Origin of the sequence: Arthrobacter sp. YA7-1 (assembly GCF_025960325.1) — a bacterium.
Classification (GTDB): Bacteria; Actinomycetota; Actinomycetes; order Actinomycetales; family Micrococcaceae; genus Arthrobacter; species Arthrobacter bambusae_A.
This window is the reverse complement of sequence record NZ_CP110114.1, coordinates 3,290,503-3,308,966: the sequence shown is the minus strand read 5'-3', so window position 1 is coordinate 3,308,966 and position 18,464 is coordinate 3,290,503. Positions and strand designations below refer to the sequence as shown.

At 62.9% G+C, this 18,464-nt stretch carries 9 protein-coding genes; 8 read left to right on the top strand and 1 reads right to left on the bottom strand.

What is annotated here, in order from left to right; translation table 11 throughout:
- The first annotated feature begins 17 nt into the window (after positions 1-17).
- From rpoB to OIT41_RS15440, 8 genes are all read left to right on the top strand, one after another.
- Positions 18-3,524, top strand: coding sequence for a DNA-directed RNA polymerase subunit beta (gene rpoB, locus OIT41_RS15475; RefSeq protein ID WP_078108119.1), 3,507 nt, complete (start codon positions 18-20; stop codon positions 3,522-3,524).
- A 103-nt stretch (positions 3,525-3,627) separates the two neighbouring features.
- Positions 3,628-7,527, top strand: a complete 3,900-nt coding sequence (locus OIT41_RS15470; protein ID WP_078108087.1) for a DNA-directed RNA polymerase subunit beta' — start codon at positions 3,628-3,630, stop codon at positions 7,525-7,527.
- Positions 7,528-7,977: 450 nt separating this feature from the next.
- Positions 7,978-8,352 (top strand): 30S ribosomal protein S12, encoded by a 375-nt coding sequence (rpsL, locus tag OIT41_RS15465; RefSeq protein WP_009358312.1) that lies wholly within the window; start codon positions 7,978-7,980, stop codon positions 8,350-8,352.
- 1 nt (position 8,353) lies between these two features.
- Positions 8,354-8,824: a 30S ribosomal protein S7 gene (gene rpsG / locus OIT41_RS15460; RefSeq protein WP_059387355.1), complete on the top strand. Its 471-nt coding sequence runs from the start codon at positions 8,354-8,356 to the stop codon at positions 8,822-8,824.
- A 68-nt stretch (positions 8,825-8,892) separates the two neighbouring features.
- Positions 8,893-11,007, top strand: coding sequence for an elongation factor G (fusA, locus tag OIT41_RS15455; RefSeq protein WP_078108088.1), 2,115 nt, complete (start codon positions 8,893-8,895; stop codon positions 11,005-11,007).
- Between the two features lie 236 nt (positions 11,008-11,243).
- On the top strand, positions 11,244-12,434 hold the full coding sequence (gene tuf / locus OIT41_RS15450) for an elongation factor Tu (protein ID WP_028265109.1): 1,191 nt from the start codon (positions 11,244-11,246) through the stop codon (positions 12,432-12,434).
- A 196-nt stretch (positions 12,435-12,630) separates the two neighbouring features.
- Positions 12,631-16,749, top strand: a complete 4,119-nt coding sequence (locus OIT41_RS15445) for a hypothetical protein (protein WP_264636750.1) — start codon at positions 12,631-12,633, stop codon at positions 16,747-16,749.
- 28 nt (positions 16,750-16,777) lie between these two features.
- Entirely contained in the window at positions 16,778-16,903 is a 126-nt protein-coding gene (locus tag OIT41_RS15440) for a hypothetical protein (RefSeq protein ID WP_264636749.1), read from the top strand.
- 33 nt (positions 16,904-16,936) lie between these two features.
- Here OIT41_RS15440 and OIT41_RS15435 read toward each other — a convergent pair whose 3' ends face one another.
- Positions 16,937-18,364, bottom strand: coding sequence for a GH1 family beta-glucosidase (locus tag OIT41_RS15435; RefSeq protein ID WP_264636748.1), 1,428 nt, complete (start codon positions 18,362-18,364; stop codon positions 16,937-16,939).
- Positions 18,365-18,464: the final 100 nt, after the last annotated feature.

The window sequence follows — 18,464 nt, the reverse complement described above, 5'->3', positions numbered from 1 at the left end:
CTGTGGAAGGATCCCTCTTGGTCGCCTCGAGCACCTCTAATAACGAAACCGCTAATACGGCAAGCACCGATGGTGCAACTCGCCGGCTCTCATTCGCAAAGATTCACGAACCGCTGGACGTTCCGAATCTGCTTGCACTGCAGACAGACAGCTTTGACTGGCTGGTCGGAAACGAACGCTGGCAGTCGCGGGTTGCAAAGGCCGTCGAGGAAGGCGACCTGAGCGTCGCCACCACCTCTGGACTTGCCGACATCTTCGAAGAGATCTCCCCCATCGAGGACTTCCAGGGCACTATGTCCCTGAGCTTCTCCGAGCCGGAGTTCGCTGATCCGAAGTACACCATGGCCGAATGCAAAGACCGTGACGCCACTTACTCGGCACCGCTGTATGTCAAGGCCGAGTTCATGAACAACAACACGGGTGAAATCAAGCAGCAGACCGTGTTCATGGGCGATTTCCCTCTCATGACCGAGAAGGGAACGTTCGTTGTCAACGGCACCGAGCGTGTCGTCGTCTCCCAGCTGGTCCGTTCGCCGGGCGCCTACTTTGAGCGCACCGCCGACAAGACCAGTGACAAGGACATCTTCACTGCAAAGATCATCCCGTCCCGCGGTGCATGGTTCGAGCTCGAAATCGACAAGCGCGACCAGGTCGGCGTCCGCCTCGACCGCAAGCGCAAGCAGTCGGTCACCGTTCTGCTGAAGGCCCTTGGCTGGACCGAAGGCCAGATCCTCGAAGAGTTCGGCCAGTACGACTCCATGCGCGCAACGCTGGAGAAGGACGCTACCGAAACCCGCGAAGACGCCCTGCTGGACATCTACCGCAAGCTGCGTCCGGGCGAGCCGCCCACCGTCGAGGCTGCCCAGTCCCTGCTGGACAACCTGTACTTCAATGCCAAGCGCTACGACCTGGCGAAGGTTGGCCGTTACAAGATCAACCGCAAGCTCGGCATCGACCGCTCCCTTGGCGACAAGGAAGCTTCGGTCCTGCACGTTGAAGACATCGTGGCCATGATCAAGTTCCTCGTCGCGCTTCACGCCGGCGAGAAGACCCTCATGGGCAAGCGCGATGGCGAAGACCACGAGCTCCGCGTCGAGATCGATGACATCGACCACTTCGGCAACCGTCGCATCCGCGCCGTCGGCGAACTGATCGAAAACCAGGTCCGCACCGGCCTGTCCCGCATGGAGCGCGTCGTCCGCGAACGCATGACCACGCAGGACGTCGAAGCGATCACGCCGCAGACCCTGATCAACATCCGCCCCGTCGTGGCAGCCATCAAGGAGTTCTTCGGAACCTCCCAGCTGTCGCAGTTCATGGACCAGAACAACCCGTTGTCGGGTCTGACCCACAAGCGCCGCCTGTCGGCCCTTGGCCCGGGTGGTCTGTCCCGTGACCGCGCAGGCATGGAAGTTCGAGACGTTCACCCGTCCCACTACGGACGTATGTGCCCCATCGAAACTCCTGAAGGCCCGAACATCGGTCTGATCGGTTCGCTGGCTTCCTACGGCCGCATCAACCCGTTCGGTTTCATCGAGACTCCGTACCGCCTGGTGTCCGAGGGCGTTGTTTCCGATGAGGTCCAGTACCTCACCGCCGACGACGAAGCCGAGGTTCTGATTGCGCAGGCCAACGCGCCTCTGGATGCAGACAAGAAGTTCGCGGAAGAAACCGTGCTCGTCCGTGCCCGTGGTGGTGGAGGCGAGCCCGTCCTGGTTCCGGCCGGCGAAGTCCAGTTCATGGACGTTTCCCCGCGCCAGATGGTGTCCGTAGCTACCGCTCTGATTCCGTTCCTTGAGCATGACGATGCAAACCGCGCACTCATGGGTGCCAACATGCAGCGCCAGGCTGTGCCGCTGGTCCGTTCCGAGGCCCCGTTCGTGGGTACCGGCATGGAGCGCGCCGCCGCCGTCGACGCCGGTGACGTTGTCATCGCGAAGAAGGCCGGTGTCGTCAACGAAGTTTCCGCTGACCTCGTCACCATGCTCAACGACGACGGCACGGAAACCAGCTACCGCATCAACAAGTTCGCGCGTTCAAACCAGGGCAACTGCTACAACCACCGTGTCCTGGTCAACGAAGGCCAGCGACTCGAAGTCGGCGGCATCATCGCTGACGGCCCGGCAACGGACCAGGGTGAACTCGCCCTCGGCAAGAACCTCCTCGTGGCATTCATGTCCTGGGAAGGCCACAACTTCGAGGACGCCATCATCCTGTCGCAGCGCATCGTCGCTGAGGACGTTCTTTCTTCCATCCACATCGAGGAGCACGAGATCGATGCCCGCGACACCAAGCTTGGTGCCGAGGAAATCACCCGTGACATCCCCAACGTGTCCGAGGAAGTCCTCGCAGGACTGGACGAGCGCGGCATCATCCACATCGGTGCCGAGGTTGAAGCCGGCGACATCCTGGTCGGAAAGGTCACCCCGAAGGGTGAAACCGAACTGACTCCGGAAGAGCGCCTCCTCCGTGCGATCTTCGGCGAGAAGTCCCGCGAAGTGCGTGACACCTCCCTGAAGGTTCCCCACGGTGAGTCCGGCACGGTCATCGGCGTGCGCGTCTTCGACCGCGACAACGACGACGAGCTGCCCCCTGGCGTCAACCAGCTGGTCCGCGTCTACGTTGCTGCCAAGCGCAAGATCACCGACGGCGACAAGCTCGCCGGCCGCCACGGTAACAAGGGTGTCATTTCCAAGATCCTCCCGATCGAAGACATGCCGTTCCTTGCCGACGGTACGCCGGTGGACATCGTCCTGAACCCGCTGGGTGTTCCGGGCCGCATGAACGTCGGCCAGGTGCTTGAAACGCACCTCGGTTGGGTTGCGAAGACCGGTTGGAAGATTGAAGGCGAGCCGGAGTGGGTCAAGAACCTCCCGAACCTGCCTCGCGAATCCGGCCAGACGACCGTTGCCACCCCGGTGTTCGACGGTGCACGCGAAGAGGAAATCACAGGTCTGCTGGATTCCACCAACGTGACCCGCGACGGCGACCGCCTGATCGACTCCTCCGGCAAGACCCGTCTGTTCGACGGCCGCTCCGGCGAGCCGTTCCCGGACCCGATCTCCGTGGGCTACATGTACATCCTGAAGCTCCACCACCTGGTGGACGACAAGATCCACGCGCGCTCCACCGGCCCGTACTCCATGATCACGCAGCAGCCGCTGGGTGGTAAGGCACAGTTCGGTGGCCAGCGCTTCGGTGAAATGGAAGTGTGGGCGCTCGAAGCATACGGCGCTGCCTACACCCTCCAGGAACTGCTGACGATCAAGTCGGACGATATCCACGGCCGTGTGAAGGTCTACGAAGCCATCGTCAAGGGCGAGAACATCCCCGAGCCTGGCGTTCCGGAATCCTTCAAGGTCTTGATCAAGGAAATGCAGTCGCTGTGCCTGAACGTGGAAGTCCTTTCCACCGACGGTACGACGATCGAAATGCGTGACTCTGATGACGCAGTCTTTACGGCTGCGGAAGAACTGGGCATTGATCTGTCTCGCGCAGAGCCCAGCTCCGTAGAAGAGGTCTAAACAGCAGCTCTGGCTGGCGGTGCAGACCGCCAGCCAAGGCAGCTGCCTCTTTCCGTAAACCCAAGACTTCAGAATTTAGAGAACAAGAGAGAACAGGGACCATATGTCCAGCGAATCCTCCTTCGGCCTCATGCAGATCGGCCTCGCCACCGCGGAAGACATCCGCGGCTGGTCTTACGGTGAGGTCAAGAAGCCGGAAACCATCAACTACCGCACGCTCAAGCCCGAGAAGGACGGCCTCTTCTGCGAGAAGATCTTCGGCCCGTCCCGGGACTGGGAGTGCTACTGCGGCAAGTACAAGCGCGTGCGCTTCAAGGGCATCATCTGCGAGCGTTGTGGCGTTGAAGTCACTCGCGCCAAGGTGCGCCGCGAGCGCATGGGCCACATCGAGCTGGCCGCTCCCGTCACGCACATCTGGTACTTCAAGGGTGTTCCGTCCCGTTTGGGCTACCTCCTTGACCTGGCACCGAAGGACCTCGAAAAGGTCATCTACTTCGCTGCCTACATGATCACGAGCGTCGACACCGAGAGCCGCCACGCGGAACTGCCGAACCTCCAGGTGGAGCACGACCTCGAGAAGAAGCAGCTCGTCGACAACCGCGACAGCGACATCGCCACGATTGCCCGCGACCTTGAGGACGAGCTTGCCCGCCTCGAGGGTGAAGGCGCCAAGGCTGCGGACAAGAAGAAGGCCCGCGATTCCGCGGACCGCCAGATGGCCAACGTCCGCAAGCGCGCGGATGCTGAGATCGAGCGCCTCGAGCAGGTCTGGGACCGTTTCAAGAACCTCAAGGTCGCCGACCTCGAAGGTGACGAAGGCCTGTACCGCGAACTGCGCGACCGCTACGGCATGTACTTCGAAGGCTCCATGGGTGCCGAAGCCATCAAGAAGCGTCTTGAGAACTTCGACATGCAGGCAGAGTCGGAGTCCCTGCGCGACACCATCCAGAACGGCAAGGGCCAGCGCAAGACCCGTGCCCTCAAGCGCCTGAAGGTTGTCAACGCATTCCTGACCACCAACAACAGCCCGCTTGGCATGGTGCTGGACGCCGTCCCGGTGATCCCGCCGGAACTGCGCCCGATGGTCCAGCTGGACGGTGGCCGCTTCGCGACCTCCGACCTCAACGACCTCTACCGCCGTGTGATCAACCGCAACAACCGACTCAAGCGACTGCTTGACCTCGGTGCTCCGGAGATCATCGTCAACAACGAGAAGCGCATGCTTCAGGAAGCTGTTGACAGCCTCTTCGACAACGGCCGCCGCGGCCGTCCCGTCACGGGTCCGGGCAACCGTCCGCTGAAGTCCCTGAGCGACATGCTCAAGGGCAAGCAGGGCCGTTTCCGCCAGAACCTGCTCGGCAAGCGCGTCGACTACTCCGGCCGTTCGGTCATCGTCGTCGGCCCGCAGCTGAAGCTGCACCAGTGTGGTCTGCCCAAGCAGATGGCCCTGGAGCTCTTCAAGCCGTTCGTGATGAAGCGACTGGTTGACCTCAACCACGCCCAGAACATCAAGTCGGCAAAGCGCATGGTCGAGCGTTACCGCCCGCAGGTCTGGGACGTGCTGGAAGAGATCATCACCGAACACCCGGTGCTGCTCAACCGTGCACCTACCCTGCACCGCCTCGGCATCCAGGCATTCGAGCCGCAGCTTGTTGAAGGCAAGGCCATCCAGCTTCACCCGCTGGTTTGTGGCGCCTTCAACGCCGACTTCGACGGCGACCAGATGGCAGTCCACCTGCCGCTGAGCCCCGAAGCGCAGGCTGAAGCCCGCATCCTGATGCTGTCCTCCAACAACATCTTGAAGCCGTCCGATGGCCGTCCGGTGACCCTGCCTTCGCAGGACATGATCATCGGTCTGTACCACCTGACCACCAAGCGCGTTGGTTCCGCAGGCGAAGGCCGTATCTTCTCCTCGGTTTCGGAAGCCATCATGGCCTACGACTCCCGCGAGCTGCACCTGAACTCCCAGGTCAAGATCCGCCTTGAGGGCTTTGTCCCTTACGCGGGCTGGGAAGCTCCGGAAGGTTGGGAGCCGGGTCAGACCGCACTGGTCCAGACCTCCCTCGGCCAGGTTCTCTTCAACGAGACCCTGCCGGAGGACTACCCGTGGGTTGAGGCTGTCGCAGACAAGGGCGAGCTTTCCCGGATCGTCAACGACCTCGCAGAGCGCTACCCGAAGGTTGTCACGGCCGCAACGCTGGACAACCTGAAGGATGCCGGTTTCTACTGGGCAACCCGCTCGGGCGTCACCGTGGCAATCTCCGACATCGAGGTGCCTACCTCCAAGCCGGCCATCCTGGCCGGTTACGAGACCATGGCTGCCAAGATCCAGGGCCAGTACGACAAGGGCCTGATCGACGACGACGAGCGTCGCCAGGAACTGATCGAGATCTGGAACAAGGCCACCAACGAAATCGCCCAGGCGATGCGTGACAGCCTGTCCCCGATGAACACCATCAACCGCATGGTGTCCTCCGGTGCACGTGGTAACTGGATGCAGGTCCGCCAGATCGCGGGTATCCGTGGTCTTGTGGCCAACCCGAAGGGTGAGATCATCCCGCGTCCGATCAAGTCCTCGTACCGCGAGGGCCTGTCGGTGCTGGAATACTTCATCGCCACGCACGGTGCCCGTAAGGGCCTGGCCGACACCGCGCTGCGTACCGCCAACTCGGGTTACCTGACCCGTCGTCTGGTGGACGTTTCGCAGGACGTCATCGTCCGTGAAGAGGACTGTGGCACCGAGCGTGGTCTCATGACCGCGATCGCCGTGCCGGACTCCAACGGCGAGCTGGTCCTTGACGAGAACGTCGAGAACAGCGCCTACGCACGTACCCTCGCCGTCGACGTCGTCGACTCCAAGGGTGCGGTGCTGGCAGCTGCCGGCACCGACTGCGGCGACGTCGTCATTGCCGAGCTGCTCGCAGCCGGCATCACCGAGGTCAAGGTCCGTTCCGTGCTCACGTGTGAGTCCAAGGTCGGTACCTGTGCGCTCTGCTACGGCCGTTCGCTGGCCACCGGCAAGACCGTGGACATCGGAGAGGCCGTCGGCATCATCGCCGCACAGTCCATCGGTGAACCCGGTACCCAGCTGACCATGCGTACGTTCCACACCGGTGGTGCTGTTTCTGCCAGCGGTGGCGACGATATCACCCAGGGTCTGCCCCGTATCCAGGAGCTCTTTGAAGCCCGTACTCCGAAGGGTGTCGCACCGATTGCTGAAGCAGCCGGCCGCATCGCCATCGAAGAGTCCGAGCGCCAGATGCGCCTCATCATCACCCCGGACGATGGTTCCGAGGAGATCGCCTACCCGGTGCTGCGCCGTTCCCGCCTCCTCATCGAGGATGGCGAGCACGTCAGCGTCGGCCAGAAGCTGATCAACGGTCCTGTGGACCCGAAGCAGGTTCTGCGCATCATGGGTCCGCGTGCCGCCCAGAAGTTCCTGGTGGACGAGGTCCAGGGCGTTTACCGCAGCCAGGGCATCGGCATCCACGACAAGCACGTGGAAGTCATCGTCCGTCAGATGCTGCGCCGCGTGACCGTCATCGAATCCGGCGACTCGGATCTGCTTCCGGGTGAGCTCGCTGAGCGCAGCCGCTTCGAGGACGAGAACCGTCGCGTGGTGTCCGAGGGCCGTACCCCGGCTTCCGGTCGTCCGGAACTGATGGGTATCACCAAGGCATCTCTGGCAACCGAGTCCTGGCTGTCGGCTGCTTCCTTCCAAGAGACCACCCGCGTTCTGACGCAGGCGGCCATGGAAGGCAAGAGCGACCCGCTGCTTGGCCTCAAGGAGAACGTCATCATCGGTAAGCTCATCCCTGCCGGTACGGGCCTGCCCCGTTACACCGAGGTCACCGTGGAGCCGACTGAAGAAGCAAAGGCAAGCCTGTTCACGGGCCCCAGCGCCTTCACCGACTTCTCGTACGACGCCCTGGGCGGCGACGGAGCTCCCGAGTTCCACGCCATCCCGCTGGATGACTACGATCTCGGCAACGACTTCCGCTGACGCCGATCAGGGCGGCCCCTTTCGTGTCGCGTTCCGCGCCACGTAGGGACCCTGCCGCCCTGCTCTTAGTGTGCAAGTCAAGGTAAGGACCCCGTACTCAGCGAGTGCGGGGTCCTTCCCGTTTGGCGCCCGACGACGGCGGGCGGCACCCGCCGTCGTGGTTCGCTCCTTTACACCCGATTAAGGCTCTAGATCAAGCCATGCTAGAATTTTGGTAATTGTTCTGTGTGGCAGTGGATGAAGGCCGCCGCAGCATCATTTCGGTTTTGTTCTCATGATGCTGGGTGGAGCCTGTTTCCGGGTTGCGGGCTACGTGCGCAACGAATGCCGCACTTTTGCACGCCCACCGGGTCTTCGGGCCAGGGCCGCATGGACAACGCCAAAGCTCTCACGCAAACACAGGCCAACGCCTGGGCGCGGAGCAGAGATCAACCAACGGAGAACACGAAAGTGCCTACGATTAACCAGCTGGTCCGCAAGGGCCGCACGCCGAAGGTCTCCAAGACCAAGGCTCCCGCGCTTAAGGGCAGCCCGATGCGCCGCGGTGTTTGCACCCGCGTTTACACGACCACCCCGAAGAAGCCGAACTCGGCTCTCCGTAAGGTTGCACGTGTGCGCCTCAACGGTGGCGTTGAAGTTACCGCCTACATCCCCGGTGTTGGCCACAACCTCCAGGAGCACTCCATCGTGCTGGTCCGTGGTGGTCGTGTGAAGGACCTCCCGGGTGTCCGTTACAAGATCGTCCGTGGTGCCCTCGATACCCAGGGTGTCAAGAACCGCAAGCAGGCCCGCAGCCGCTACGGCGCAAAGATGGAGAAGAAGTAATATGCCTCGCAAGGGTCCGGCCCCGAAGCGGCCGCTAGTTTCCGATCCCGTTTACGGTTCCCCGTTGGTCACCCAGCTGATCAACAAGGTTCTGATCGACGGCAAGAAGTCCACCGCAGAGCGCATCGTTTACGGCGCACTCGAAGGTGCACGCGCCAAGTCCGGTGGCGACCCCGTCGCCGCCCTCAAGAAGGCAATGGACAACGTCAAGCCTTCCCTCGAAGTTCGCTCCCGCCGTGTCGGTGGCGCAACCTACCAGGTTCCCGTTGAGGTCAAGCCGGGCCGCTCCACCGCCCTCGCTCTCCGCTGGCTGGTCGGCTACTCCAAGGCCCGCCGCGAGAAGACGATGACCGAGCGCCTCCAGAACGAAATCCTGGATGCGTCCAACGGTCTCGGTGCCGCTGTGAAGCGTCGCGAAGACACCCACAAGATGGCCGAGTCGAACAAGGCCTTCGCACACTACCGCTGGTAAAACTTCCCGTACGCCGCCGGCTCCTTGAGCTGGCGGCGAACGTGTAGTCCATCCGAAAGGGAGACACCGTGGCACAGGACGTGCTTACCGACCTTAGCAAGGTCCGCAACATCGGCATCATGGCCCACATCGATGCCGGCAAGACCACCACCACCGAGCGCATCCTGTTCTACACGGGTGTGAACCACAAGATCGGCGAAACGCACGACGGCGCTTCGACGACCGACTGGATGGAACAGGAAAAGGAACGCGGCATCACCATCACGTCTGCCGCCGTGACCTGCTTCTGGGACAAGAACCAGATCAACATCATCGACACCCCGGGCCACGTGGACTTCACGGTCGAGGTCGAGCGCTCGCTGCGCGTCCTCGACGGCGCCGTTGCTGTCTTCGATGGCAAGGAAGGCGTTGAGCCGCAGTCCGAGACTGTTTGGCGCCAGGCCGACAAGTACAACGTGCCGCGTATCTGCTTCGTCAACAAGATGGACAAGCTCGGCGCTGACTTCTACTTCACCGTAGACACCATCATCAGCCGCCTCGGCGCCAAGCCGCTGGTTCTCCAGCTGCCGATCGGTTCAGAGAACGACTTCATCGGCGTCGTGGATCTCCTTGAGATGCGCGCACTGGTGTGGCCGGGCGATGCCAAGGGTGATGTCACCATGGGTGCCAAGTACGAGGTCCAGGAGATCCCCGCCGATCTCCAGGCCAAGGCTGAGGAATACCGTGCGCAGCTCGTTGAGACTGTTGCCGAGGCTTCCGAAGAACTCATGGAGAAGTACCTCGACGGTGAAGAACTCACTGTCGAGGAGCTCAAGGCCGGCATCCGCAAGATGACCATCAACTCCGAGCTCTACCCGGTTCTCTGTGGTTCTGCGTTCAAGAACCGCGGCGTACAGCCGATGCTGGATGCTGTTGTCGACTTCCTGCCGAACCCGCTCGACGTCCCGCCCATGGTCGGTCACGACCCGCGCGACGAAGAGAAGGAGCTCACCCGCAAGCCTTCCGCCGAAGAGCCGTTCTCGGCCCTGGCGTTCAAGATTGCGGCGCACCCCTTCTTCGGCCAGCTCACCTTCATCCGCGTGTACTCCGGTCACGTGGAAGCAGGCGCCCAGGTGGTCAACTCCACCAAGGGCAAGAAGGAGCGCATCGGCAAGCTGTTCCAGATGCACGCCAACAAGGAAATGCCTGTTGAAGGCGCTACCGCTGGCCACATCTACGCAGCGATCGGTCTGAAGGACACCACCACGGGCGACACCCTGTGCGACGCGAACAACCAGATCGTCCTCGAGTCCATGAGCTTCCCGGAGCCCGTGATCTCGGTTGCCATCGAGCCGAACACCAAGGGTGACCAGGAGAAGCTCTCCACGGCCATCCAGAAGCTCTCCGCTGAGGACCCGACCTTCCAGGTCTCCCTCAACGAGGACACCGGCCAGACCATCATCGCCGGCATGGGCGAGCTCCACCTGGACATCCTGGTGGACCGCATGCGCCGCGAATTCAAGGTCGAGGCAAACGTCGGCAAGCCGCAGGTTGCCTACCGCGAAACCATCAAGCGCGCTGTAGAGCGTCACGACTACACGCACAAGAAGCAGACCGGTGGTTCGGGTCAGTTCGCAAAGATCCAGATCGCCATCGAGCCGATGGACACCGCCGACGGCGAGCTCTACGCGTTCGAGAACAAGGTCACCGGTGGCCGCGTGCCCCGCGAGTACATCCCGTCCGTTGACGCGGGCATCCAGGATGCACTCAACGACGGCGTTCTGGCCGGCTACCCGGTTGTCGGCATCAAGGCCACGCTGATTGACGGCGCGTACCACGATGTTGACTCCTCGGAAATGGCGTTCAAGATCGCCGGCCGTATGGCTTTCAAGGAAGCCGCACGCAAGGCGAACCCGGTTCTGCTCGAACCGCTGATGGATGTTGAGGTCCGCACCCCTGAGGAATACATGGGTGAAGTTATCGGTGACCTGAACTCCCGCCGTGGCCAGATGCAGTCCATGGAAGATGCCGCTGGCGTCAAGGTGATCCGTGCGCACGTTCCGCTGTCCGGCATGTTCGGCTACATCGGTGACCTGCGTTCGAAGACCCAGGGCCGCGCTGTGTACTCCATGACGTTCAACAGCTACGCCGAGGTCCCGAAGGCAGTTGCCGACGAGATCATCCAGAAGACCCGCGGCGAGTAATCACCGACGGATAAACCAGGATGCTGGCCCGTTCCCGGGAAAGCATTCAGTGCAGGCGCCGGGCTGTAGCCCAGGCCGCAGTCCGGCTCCTGCGCGAACAGACTCCAGGTACCGGCATTGGTCCCTGAATCTGCAATTTCACCAAATCCAAAGCCCCCAAGTAGACTTGCTGGAGTTTCTGCCGCGAAAAGCGCGGCCGAGAAGCAACTCACTTGAAATCGTTCTAGGAGGAACCTGTGGCAAAGGCAAAGTTCGAGCGGACTAAGCCGCACGTCAACATCGGCACCATTGGTCACGTTGACCACGGTAAGACGACGCTGACTGCCGCCATTTCCAAGGTGCTGTACGACAAGTACCCCACTCTCAACGAGCAGCGCGACTTCGCGTCGATTGACTCTGCTCCGGAAGAGCGCCAGCGTGGTATTACCATCAACATCTCCCACGTTGAGTACCAGACCGAGAAGCGCCACTACGCACACGTAGACGCTCCGGGTCACGCTGACTACATCAAGAACATGATCACCGGTGCTGCCCAGATGGACGGTGCGATCCTCGTGGTTGCCGCCACTGACGGCCCGATGGCTCAGACCCGCGAGCACGTTCTGCTCGCCCGCCAGGTTGGTGTTCCCTACCTGCTGGTCGCGCTGAACAAGTCCGACATGGTTGACGACGAAGAGCTTCTCGACCTCGTTGAAATGGAAGTTCGTGAGCTGCTCAGCGCTCAGGGCTTCGACGGCGACGACGCTCCGGTTGTGCGTGTTTCCGGCCTCAAGGCACTCGAAGGCGACCCGGTTTGGGTCAAGTCCGTCGAGGACCTCATGGAAGCTGTCGACAACTCGGTTCCGGACCCCGTTCGTGACCGCGACAAGCCGTTCCTGATGCCGATCGAAGACGTCTTCACGATCACCGGCCGTGGCACCGTTGTTACGGGTCGCGCCGAGCGCGGTACCCTCGCGATCAACTCTGAAGTTGAAATCGTTGGTATCCGTCCGGTCCAGAAGACCACCGTTACCGGTATCGAGATGTTCCACAAGCAGCTCGACGAAGCATGGGCCGGCGAGAACTGTGGCCTCCTGCTCCGCGGTCTGAAGCGCGACGACGTCGAGCGTGGCCAGGTTGTCGTCAAGCCGGGTTCCATCACCCCGCACACCGACTTCGAGGCCAACGTCTACATCCTTTCCAAGGACGAAGGCGGACGTCACAACCCGTTCTACTCGAACTACCGCCCGCAGTTCTACTTCCGTACCACGGACGTAACCGGCGTTATCACCCTGCCGGAAGGCACGGAAATGGTTATGCCTGGCGACAACACTGAGATGACCGTTGAGCTCATCCAGCCGATCGCTATGGAAGAGGGCCTCGGCTTCGCAATCCGTGAAGGTGGCCGCACCGTTGGTTCGGGACGTGTCACCAAGATCCTCAAGTAGTTTCTACTTGTAGATCGGTGGAGCACCGGCCGCCTGGCGTCCGGTAGCAAAGCAAAAAAGAACCCTGTCACTATCGTGGCGGGGTTCTTTTTTGCTATCGTTCATCCATCGAATGGATTAATGGCGGATTGTGGATCCTTAAATTTGCGGATCCGCAGCCCATGCCGCTTCGTCGCCCCTGGACAGGAGATCAGGAATGTCTGGCTTCTTCGGCACCATCCTCGTTCTGTTTGCTGTCTTCGTCACCTCATTGGTGTCCTACTCCGTAGGGAAATCGAAGGGGCGTTCGCTTTCCGAAAGGGCTGCACAGCGGGTGGTTGACGATTCCGCCGGGCAGTATCGCGCCGGCTATCTGGCCGGGCACCTGGCGGGGTGGCGCGACGCCGAGGCCCGCCGCACAGTTGCTCTTGTGGAACCACGGGATTTCCGCCCGCCGCATCCGGAGCCCAGCCAAACGTTCGCACCCGTCCCCGTTGAGCCCTTGCACCCCATCCATTGGCGGTTGCCGCAGATACCGCAAGCTGCCCGGATCCCGCCAGATGCCCGGATCCCGCCAGCGGCCCAGATCCCGCAGCGTGCACAGATCTCGCCGGAGGCCCTGCGTGCGGAGCAAGCGGCGCGGAAACAGAAGCGGGATCGGCAGAACATCAACGTCACGCTGTACGTGGCGAGCCTGCTGCTGGTCGCGGCTGCGGCCCTGTTCATCGGCACCAGCCTTCCGTCCGTCCTCCGATTTGCGGGCGTCTGGACCATCACGGCTGCCTTCTATGGGGCGGGTTTCATCCTCCATGCGAGGGCTCCCAGGCTTCGGCCCGCCGCGATCGCTTTCGCGGGCACGGGCCTTGCGTTGATCCCGGTGACCGGTCTGGCGATGTACAACTTCGCGTTGCATAACGGCCCGGCCGCCTGGCTGGTTACATCCGTTGTCGGGACCGTGGCCTATGTAGTCGCCGCGGTGCGGCTCGACAACAGGGTCCTCGCCTTCCTGTCCTTGAGCTTCGTTGTCTCCGCGGCGTGGTCCGGCGTGTCCATGCTGGGCGGTGCGCTCGTCTGGTATTTCGCTTGCCTGATCGGATTCGCCGTACTCCTGACCCTGATCGCCATGCGCAAACCGCGCTGGCTGCCGCCGGTCTATGTCCGGCCATTGATGTCCCTCCACCCCTATGTCGTGCCGTTCGTTGCACTCGCAGCCACTTTCGTGCCCCAGCATCTGGGCAAGGGCGAGTACGCGATCATCATGATGGCGTCTGGCCTGTATTTCGCCGTGATGGCGGTCCATCCCCGGGGCGCGTTCCGGCTTCAACAGTTCTATGCCGCGAGGCTCTCATTCACCGTGGCCTTCCTCGTGTTCCTTTCAGACGCCGGGCTTGGGTTGCCTGAAGTGCTGCTGGCCGCCGTCGTGCTCCTTGCCCTGCAGTCGCTGTGGTCGGCATTCGACAGCGGTAGGCTCGTCGGTTGGTTCCCGTGGCCCGGCACAGCCCAGGCGATCCGGCGCTGTTGGATTGATGCCGTGGTGTGCTTTGGACTACAACTCGCGGCGGCTTTCATGGGGGCGTTCGCCATCCTGGTGCGGCATTCGGAGACCCCCGTGGGGACCCCGTTGTTCGCGACCCTTCTGTGCAGCCTGGTCCTGGCGTGGAAGCTGGGAGGCCAAGCCGAGTGGCTCCCTGTCGCCGCGATTGTGGTCGCTGCCCCGTTCGTCGATGAGCTGGGCGGTTGGCCGACGGCGGCACTGCTGGGCATCGTCGGCGGGTTCTGGCTGCTGCGGGCAAGTGGGCCAATGGAGCCCAAGCGCAGGCTCTTTGTGTTGGCAGGGCGCATTGCGCTCACTGTCTGCGTTCCGGCAGTGACCGCCGGGGTAGTGCCGGAGAGTGCCGGCCGTCATAGCGCCGTCGTGCTGGCCTTCCTTGTCGCAGTGACGTTCCAGTTGCTGCTGGAAGCCGTGCTGATCCGCTCGGGTGTCACGACGTTCGCGCCGAGCGCTTGCCTCGCAGCCTTCGCCGGAGCGGGAATGGCTGCGATTGCTTTGCTGCTTTTGCTGGAGCAAGCGCCTGACCCAGCCCTGACGAGAGCGGCCATTGTCATTCATGTCCTTGGTGTTGCGTTGCTTGGCTGGACGTTGTTCCCGCAGGCTTTGGACCTCCCCGTTGGGCGCAGGAGAGTGGCTGAGTCCATTGCGCCGGCAGCTATTGCTTGGGCAGGGGCGTTATCCTTCGGCGCAGTCTCCGTGGCGTTGGGAAACACGGTGTTGCTCGTTGCAGTGCTGTACTTCGGCATCCAGGCGCTCCGCCTTCCGCGTACCCTGCACCGCCGCGGCTATTGGTGGGCCGTCCGTGTGCTTGCCACCCTGCTCGCAGGCTCAGGCTATCTGCAGTTGCTGCGGGACGGCGGCGGACTGGTTCTGGCGGGGGAGGAGCTTCAGCTTGGGACCGTCGTCTTCGTCGCGTTGGCACTCCAACTGCTCCCGCCGCTTGTGGAAGCGGTCCGCGGCCCTGACCGGGGCCTCGCGACACTCGACGCAGCCGTGGTGCTGCCGTTCATGGCAGGCGCGGCCGCCGTCGTGAGCATTTCCGGGAGCTACTTCGACGGCTCCTCGGCCGGAAGCTGGCAGGCGGTGGCGGCCTCAATCATCCTGGCGGCCTCCGCGGTCGCGGCCGGGTTCATGCTGCGCGCAGAGGGCGCCTCCGCGGTCTTCGCGCCTTCGACGTTGGTGCTCCTGTTGCTGCTTCGCGGCGGGCACGTTCACGAGGTCGAGGCGTTCCTTGCCATCTTCGCAGTGTTCAGCGCCGTCATGGTGGCCACGGCTCCCGGGCGCACGGCGAAGGGCATCTACTTCATCGCCGCCAGGATCCTCACGGCCGCCGTTGCCGCAGTCTTGGCGCACGACGTCTCGGCCTCCGTCACAGTTGTGTCGCTGACTTTCGCAGGCGTCCTCGTGCTGCAGCACGTCATCCGCTGGCTCATGCGGAACCACTTGCAGCAGATTCCCTTCCAACAGGCGGCAGTCTGGGTGACCCTCGGCGCTCAGGCCGTGCTGCCGGCAACGTACCTCTTGTCCGTGGTTCAGCCGGAAGCCCACGACGGCGGCCGCTGGGTCCTGCTGCTCGAGCTGGCTGTCTTGGTGGTTTCCGCTTTCGTCGCGAACCTGATCTTCACTGCCCGCGGTGCTCAATATCTGGCCATTCCGGCGTCGATTGCGGTGCTGGTGTCAGCCGGACCAGAGGTGCGCTTTCCGTCCGGGACGTGGCTTGCCGAGCCGCTGCTCAAAGAGTCGGTGGTGCCCGTGGTGCTGCTCGCAATGTCACTCCTGGTGACTGGCGTACGGCTGCTGCTCCACCCGGGAGGCGGCGTCCCCGAGCGCTGGTTCTGGCTGGCGGCGGCGCTGGCTTTCTCAGGCGCCGGAGGGGTGCTGTCCGCCGAGGTGTCGGACACCACCATGGGAATGGCGGGACTGGTATTGGCACTAGTGTGCTTCCTGGCCTCCCACGTCGAGGGAATGCCCGGCTTCTACCCGCTTGCCTCCGCCTCGAGCCTGGTCGGTGCGACGGTCTTGGCCGATTCGGTCCTCGGTGGAGCTCCTGGCCTGGTCGGGGCTCAATGGGCGGACTTCCTGCCGTGGCTCGTGGGTTGCGCCGGGGCGGCGGGCCTGCTCTACGCGGCTCGCTGGTCGGGGATCCCGGGCGTGGGATCCCGGCCCGTGCGCCGGTGGTCGCTTGCGATCGTGGCTGGAGGGGGACTTGCCTTGTCCGCAGCCGCAGGCCTATCGCGTGATGACACGGCCCTCGCCGGAACCGGCCTGCTCTGCGCCGCACTGGCTGTGGCTTACCTTGAGGCAACCCGGGTCATCAGGTTCGCCGTCGCAGAGCTGGGCGCGGTGTTGGTGCTTGCGGCCGCCCAGCGGGCGCTTCTTTTCGTCCATGGCGCCAGGCCCGAGCTCTTTTGGGTGGTGCAGTGGTTTGCGGTCCTTGGTGGCGTTTTGGCAGGGGTGCGCTATTACGTGGGGAACGAAAAGGAGGGGCGCCTCAGGTTCGGGCTCGCCTCGGGCCTGTTGTCCCTCGGCGGCTTCCTTTCGATAGTCCCGGGCAGCGACTTTCCGGGCACTGTGCCACAGCAATTATGGGTCCTCATCGGGCATGCGGTGATACTGCTTGCCGGGCTGCTCCTCGCCGAGCGGATGTTCGTGTGGTGGGGTGCCGCGGGCGTTGCCCTGAGCGTGATGTGGGCCCTTCGTTCTTACGCTTTCGCGATGCTCGCGGTGATCGCCTTGGCATTGATTGCCCTCGCCGTCTGGCGCCTCAACAGGAGCGCACCCTGATAGCGTTGCCTCAAAGGAGGAACGCGGAATGGGAACGTTGATTTTTCTCGTCTTGGCGGTTGTCGTGGTAGCCGGGGTCCTGTGGGGAAGGAAATACTTCCGCCGCGAGATCGATCGCGCCAAGCGCATCAATCGGGCGAACAGGAAAGACTGATTTAACACGTTCGGTCCACAAAAGGGACGTGAATCAGCTCCGTCGCGCCTTGCTCAAGGACTGGTACCAGTAGTACGAGTCCTTGGGGGTTCTTTCGAGGGTATCGAAGTCCACGTGCACCAGCCCGAATCGTTGCGAATATCCGGCAGCCCATTCGAAGTTGTCCAGCAGTGTCCAGACGTAGTAGCCCAGAAGTTCGACGTCGTGGGCGATCCCGCCGGGGGCCGTGGCCCTCAAAGCCTGGCCAAGGTGCGAAGCAAGGTAGCTAATGCGATCGGCGTCGTGCACCGGGCCCGGGATGTGGTCCGGTTCCGGGAAGCTCGCGCCGCTCTCCGTGATGAACAGGGGAGGCAAGGCTGCCCCATAGCGGTCCTTCAGCTCCCGCAGCAGGATTCCGAGGTGTTCGGGAGCCACAGGCCAACCGAATCCTGTCGTCTCGTATTCGGGAAACGCCGCCAGATGGAACGGCAGCTTGGCCATCATGTCCGAGTTACTGCCGGGCGGGCTTCCATCGCCGCGGCCCGAGGCTACCTTGACGGGGTAGTAGTAGTTCAGGCCATAGAAATCCAAGGGCTGGTGGATGGTCTTGAGATCCTCGTCGCGGACCTTGCCCAAGGCCCTGAACCAGGGCCTCACCTGGAGCGGCGGCTTCGGATAGCGCCCCAGGAGGATGGGATCGGCGTACACCCGGTTGAAGATGAGGTCGAAGGCCTTGGCCATGAGACCGTCGGCAAGCCGTTTGCTTGCTGGCCGGACCGGAGAGTGGACGTTGGCGACGCCGACAGATCCCGCCACGCCGGCGGCGCGCAGGGCCTGGACGGCGAGGCCGTGTCCGAGCAACTGGTGGTGGGCAGCCGGCAAGGCGTCGAAGAGCAGCCGCCTCCCGGGAGCGTGGACACCGAGCGCATATCCCTGCAACGCGACCGAGACAGGTTCGTTCAGGGTGACCCATTGCGCCACGCGGTCACCGAAGCGGTGCGCCGCCGCAGCAGAGTATTCGGCGAACCGTTCCGCCGTCGCCCGGTTCAGCCAGCCGCCGTCGTGCTCCAACGGCAGGGGAGTGTCCCAATGGAACAGCGTCACCATGGGGGAGATCCCGGCCTTCAGGAGCTTGTCGATCAGGCGGTCGTAGAAGTCCAGGCCCTGTTGGTTGATGGGTCCCTTGCCGCCGGGTTGGATCCGTGGCCAGGAGAGGGAGAAGCGGTAGGAATCCACGCCCAGGGCCTGCATGAGGGCAATGTCTTCGTCCGCCCGGTTGTAATGGTCGCAGGCGACGGCGGGTGAGTGACCGTCGACGATGGCGCCGGGCTTCTCGGCAAAGGCGTCCCAACTTGACGGTCCGCGTCCGTCCGCTGTGAGCGAGCCCTCGATCTGGAAAGCAGCAGCGGCGACACCTAAGACGAAATCCGGCCGGATGCGGCCTGCAAGATCCCCCACAGTGGCAGAATCCTGGACAGTCATGACCCAATCATCCCGAGCACGGGAGCCGATGGCAATGCTCCGCGGGGGCCCAATTGGCTTATGCCGGGGAATTCCGGCATACTAGGTGAGTTGTTCAAGC